General features: G+C 66.4%; 2 protein-coding genes and 1 pseudogene. All 3 read right to left on the reverse strand.

Annotation, left to right across the window (positions count from 1 at the left end):
• Positions 1 to 140: 140 nt before the first annotated feature.
• Entirely contained in the window at positions 141 to 362 is a 222-nt protein-coding gene (locus ACFT7S_RS37905) for a transposase (RefSeq protein WP_382740886.1), read from the reverse strand.
• Positions 356 to 889: pseudogene (locus tag ACFT7S_RS37910) on the reverse strand (transposase); the annotation flags it as partial. The gene ACFT7S_RS37905 and the pseudogene ACFT7S_RS37910, both read right to left, overlap by 7 nt.
• A gap of 104 nt (positions 890 to 993) precedes the next feature.
• A complete protein-coding gene (ltrA, locus tag ACFT7S_RS37915) occupies positions 994 to 2,772 on the reverse strand; it encodes a group II intron reverse transcriptase/maturase (protein WP_382740889.1) in 1,779 nt (592 codons plus the stop codon).
• Positions 2,773 to 4,423: the final 1,651 nt, after the last annotated feature.

Genomic DNA, 4,423 nt, shown 5'->3' on the forward strand with positions numbered 1-4,423 from the left:
TTAACCTCGCCGTTTCAGTTGGGGTTGCTGGGCGGCTGAGCGAGTTTGTTTGAGGCCGTGTCGGCCGTGGACATGGTGAGAGCCCGACGCGGGGTCGGGTTCTCCAAGGTCCTTGAGTCGAGGTGGGCGGGGACGGCGAGTTAGCTGGCGGGGCGGGGCAATGCGGCCAGGCGGTGGAACGCGGCCGCGAGTTCATGTCGCCAGGGCCAGGTCGCTGATATCCGAAGGTGGAGGCGGCGGCCGCCCCGGGTGATCCGGGCGGTGACGTGCAGGATCCGGTAGCGGAGTTTCTTGGGTTCGGCAGCCGCGAGTTCGCCGTCCAGCAGGAGGACGCGGGTCCAGGCGAGGAGGTCTGGAAACACACCAGGGGGTGGAAGCCGAAGCCGCCTTTGTAGGTGGGTGCGGCCTGGTCCTTTTCGGAATGGCAGGTGATCAGCGTGGCGTCGATGTCCAGGACCAGGCCGGGTACTTCCCGTCCACCTGCTTTCGCCGCCGGTATGCCGGAGCGGGTCTCGGATGCCTGCAGCCAGGCCACTTCCCGGGCCTGAGCTCGGGCCGAGCGCAGACGGTCCAGTACGCGTTCGTCGACGGCGGCCAGCAGCCGCCAGGTAGTCGGTGTCGAGGCGATGGGGCCGAACACCTCGCCCTGGTCGCGCAGCACGGCCAGATCCGTGATGGCCTCGCCGCCATCAGCCACCATCACCGCGAGGTCGGTGGCGATCCGGCCCGGGTCATGACCGGTGCCGCGTGGCCGAAGCGGTCTCAGCGCGGTGGAGTACGAGCTGGTCAGTCCGGTGGCATCGGCGAGATCAGCCAGTAGCCGTGCTCCGGCGTGGCCGACCACCCCGGCACCGTCGGCGGAGACGTGGAGCCTGGGACGCGAACCGATACCGTCGGGTAGCGAGGGCGCATTTCGGCGCCCTCGCCCCCTCAGAACCGTACGTGCACGTTATCCGCGCATACGGCTCAAGCAAGTCCTGAAGGCTCTTGGGACTATGCAGAATCTCCGTTGCCTGACGCCTTCCGGCGTCGGAGGCACGAGGCGTGAGCAAGGCGGAGTTGAACTCCGTCCGGCGTCTTCGTCCCCTCGTAGGCGATGTGTCGTGCCTTTATCGCTTTCCGGGTGGTGCGGAGCCATTGCTCCCACCCGGTTGGGGACTGTGGGGGCTGGTCGGAATGCAGAAGCAGTTGCCCACAGCACTGGCAGCGGCCCTTTTGTGTCTGGAGCAGACGCATCGTGGCCCGGTCCAGCGGCAGCGGTGCGCTTCTGCGTCGCCGGTTGGCCCAGTAGTCCGCCAAGGCCGGATCGTCTGGGGACGAGGCGCCCTTGACCAACTGGTGCCGGACGATTTTCGTCCAGGCGAACTTGACGAGGTAGGCACCGTTGTCACGGTGGCCGAACACCCATCTGTCTTCCCGGGCGGTGTTGAATCGGCCGAAGTACCGGCTGGTGATCCAGTGCTTCGACTTCTTCGGATGCCTGTGCCGAGCCCACCGGTAGGTGAGTTGCCACAGATAGGAGTCCAGCGAGGCATAGACCTCCTTGGACACCACCGTCCGGTAATAGGCCGACCACCCGCGAACGATCGGATTGACCGTCCGTAAGATGGCGAGAGTTTCCGCGCCCCGAAGGGCACGGATCTCCTTGCGCAGCCTGGCCCGGATCCGCCTGACGGCTGTTTTACTGGGCTTGATCAGCAGCTTGCCGCATCGATAACGGCGCACGTTGAACCCCAGGAAGTCAAAGCCAGTCTCCGCGTGGACGATACGTGTCTTGTCCTCGTTGAAGACCAGCCCTCGGGGCGCGAGCCACCCGGCAAGCTGGGCCTTGACCTGCTCAGCCGCATCGCGGCTGTGGCACATAGCCACCAGGTCGTCGGCGTATCTGACCAGCACCGGGGCATCCGGCATGATCTCTCCGGACCGTCGGCCCGGAGGGTAGTACCGCACACCCGCAGCCGCCTCCATCCCATGCAGGGCGACGTTCAACAGCACGGGGCTGATCACTCCGCCTTGAGGAGTTCCCTCCTCCGTCGCAGTGAATCGGCCGCGTTCCACCACTCCGGCTTTCAGCCATTGCCGGACCAGTTCCCGCGCGGGGAAGGTACCGAGCTGGGCCAGAAGCCGGTCGTGGTCGATGCGGTCGAATGCCGCCGCCAGGTCGGCGTCCAGGATCCACACGCGTTGCGGGTTCTTGCCGTTGAGCGTGTTGTAGATGACCCCGATCGCGTCGTGGCAGCCCCGGCCCGGGCGGAATCCGTACGACCTCGCCTCGAACCGTGCCTCCCACTCAGGTTCCAGCGCCGCCGACGCGCGGGCCTGATGAGCCCTGTCGATGATCACGGGAATTCCTAGCGGGCGCCGTTTGCGTCCCCCTGCCTTGGGGATGAACACTCGCCGGACGGGACGGGCCTGCCAGATACTTCCGCGCTGCTGGATGAAGCGCGCTAGTTCTGCCTTGCCCGGGGCGGTCAGCACGATCTGGCCGTCGATCCCCGCTGTCTTCCGTCCGGTGTTGACCTCCGTCACCCGGCGCACGCTGACCAGCGTGTTGCTGAGGCTCCGGAGCATCAGTTTCTGCAGGTTCCTGACTCTCGCCAGGTCACCGTCCTTCGACGCCGTGAAGATGCGCTGGCGCAGGTGGCGTACGTTCTTCTCCGCCTGGTCCCAGTCGATACTGTCCCAGTCCGCGAAGAAGTCGCCCTCCGGTCCGTTCACCCCGGCCGTGGCCGCGGCGTCTAACTTGTCCTTCGGTGCTGTCCCTGTCGTCATCGTCCCTCCTCACAGACTCACCCGGCTCACGTCAGCGTCCTTTCGGACCCGGAAACCTGTCCGGTATCCGGCGAGTTGGCCGGGACGGTGGCGGAGAGGCCGCCGCTCATGCTGTCCCGGTTTCCTCTGACCTTTCGGCCTGCCGGCCTTCGCTTCTTAAGCCGTCCTGTCCCGCCGGAGACATCAGCTTTCCTCACGGTCGGCCCACCGCCGCCCATGCCAGAGCGGCGGCCTCCGTCGGGGTTTCCACGTTCCGCGTGTGCGAGATGCGACCGGATTGGGCGCCCTCTATATCCCGGGGCGGCGGTGTCCTCCCGGGCGGCATGTAGATCCGCCCGGCGCCTGCCACGTTTCAGCGGCCCGCCCTGCACCCTGCTGCCGCATCCCACCGGCAGGGCTTTTCTTCACGAGACGTCATCGAGGGTTCACGGGTGTTCGCCCGCCCGGTCTTTCCCTTGCCTGTTGCCACCGGGTGGAACGGCGGCACTTGGGCTTCTCCCCGGAGCTTCGCACCCCGCCGTTACCAGCGACGCACGTCCAGGTGGGAACGGGCCATCGGACACGGACCCGGGACTACCCTGCCGTCGGCGACATCGCCGACCCCCTCTCCAAGAGCATCCACTCAACACACGCGACCTCGTGTCGCACCTGCACGCAGAAAGTGCCTTCCACTTGGACCGACAGAACCCCTCGACAAGGTTCATCGTCCCAGCTCGGAAGGCACTTTCGCGTTCCCGGCCAGCAACCGGCCTCACGCCAACTGAAACGGCGAGGTTAAGTGGCACCGCCAGATGCCGTGGAACGTCCAGTCGGAATCCATCGACCCGCCCCAGCGCAGAGTGGACGTACGGCCAGCCGAGCAGCACCTGCCCGCCCCCGGTTGGAAGGCATATTGCGTCGCCGGGATGCTGCGGTTGCTTGTCAGTGGAGCCCTGACTGGTGCCGTGGCGGCCACCTATCCGCAGAGTACGAATCCGCTGGTTGTGTTCCTCATCGGGCTGGGCGCGCTGTCGGCTGTCCAGCAGCTCACCACACTGGTGCCGTTGATGGTTAAAAGTGCCGGTCGGGCTGCTCTGGGCGGTGTAGTGGAAGAGGCGCAGCAGCAAGCGCAGAACCTCCAACAAAGCGGGCAGCTGCCTGACCCCGGGCAGACTGGTGCTCTGCCAGGGCCCCAGGCAGGTAGCCCGTTATCCGGGAATCCACGGCCAGACACGGGCGTTGCCGCACAGCAAGATCCGACGGGCGGAGGAGGTGCGGCGTGATCGTTGCTGCCGAGTCCTTCGCGGGCCGCGTCCTAGCTGTGTTCTCACGTCGTTCCCCTGGCTTCCGGCCCCCTCTGAAGGCTTCCGGCCTGCTGTCCGTACCGGATAGCCCTGCTGTACCTACTCCCGCTCCGATTCTGGATGTTCCTCGCCGCCGTGAGGCTTCGACACAGGCCGATCCAGTTCAGGACGGCGTGACAGGGCTGAGTCTGGCTGACGTGACGGCTCGCTGGAAGTCCGTGTCCCCGGGAGAGCGGCTCCGGCGTCGCAGCGAACTTCTACAAGTCTCGGAATTTCTGGAGACTGCCGCGTCCCTGAACCTCGACCCCGATCGCGCCGCCGTCCGCGCTCTAGTCCGTGACCTTGCCTCCGCCCGCGACCTCGCCCTG

This window comes from Streptomyces sp. NPDC057136, assembly GCF_042670885.1.
In the GTDB taxonomy this organism is placed as follows: domain Bacteria; phylum Actinomycetota; class Actinomycetes; order Streptomycetales; family Streptomycetaceae; genus Streptomyces.

Excerpts from the sequence above, each read along its gene's own strand:
- ltrA (WP_382740889.1), bottom strand. The coding sequence starts at position 2,772 with ATGACGACAGGGACAGCACCGAAGGACAAGTTAGACGCCGCGGCCACG.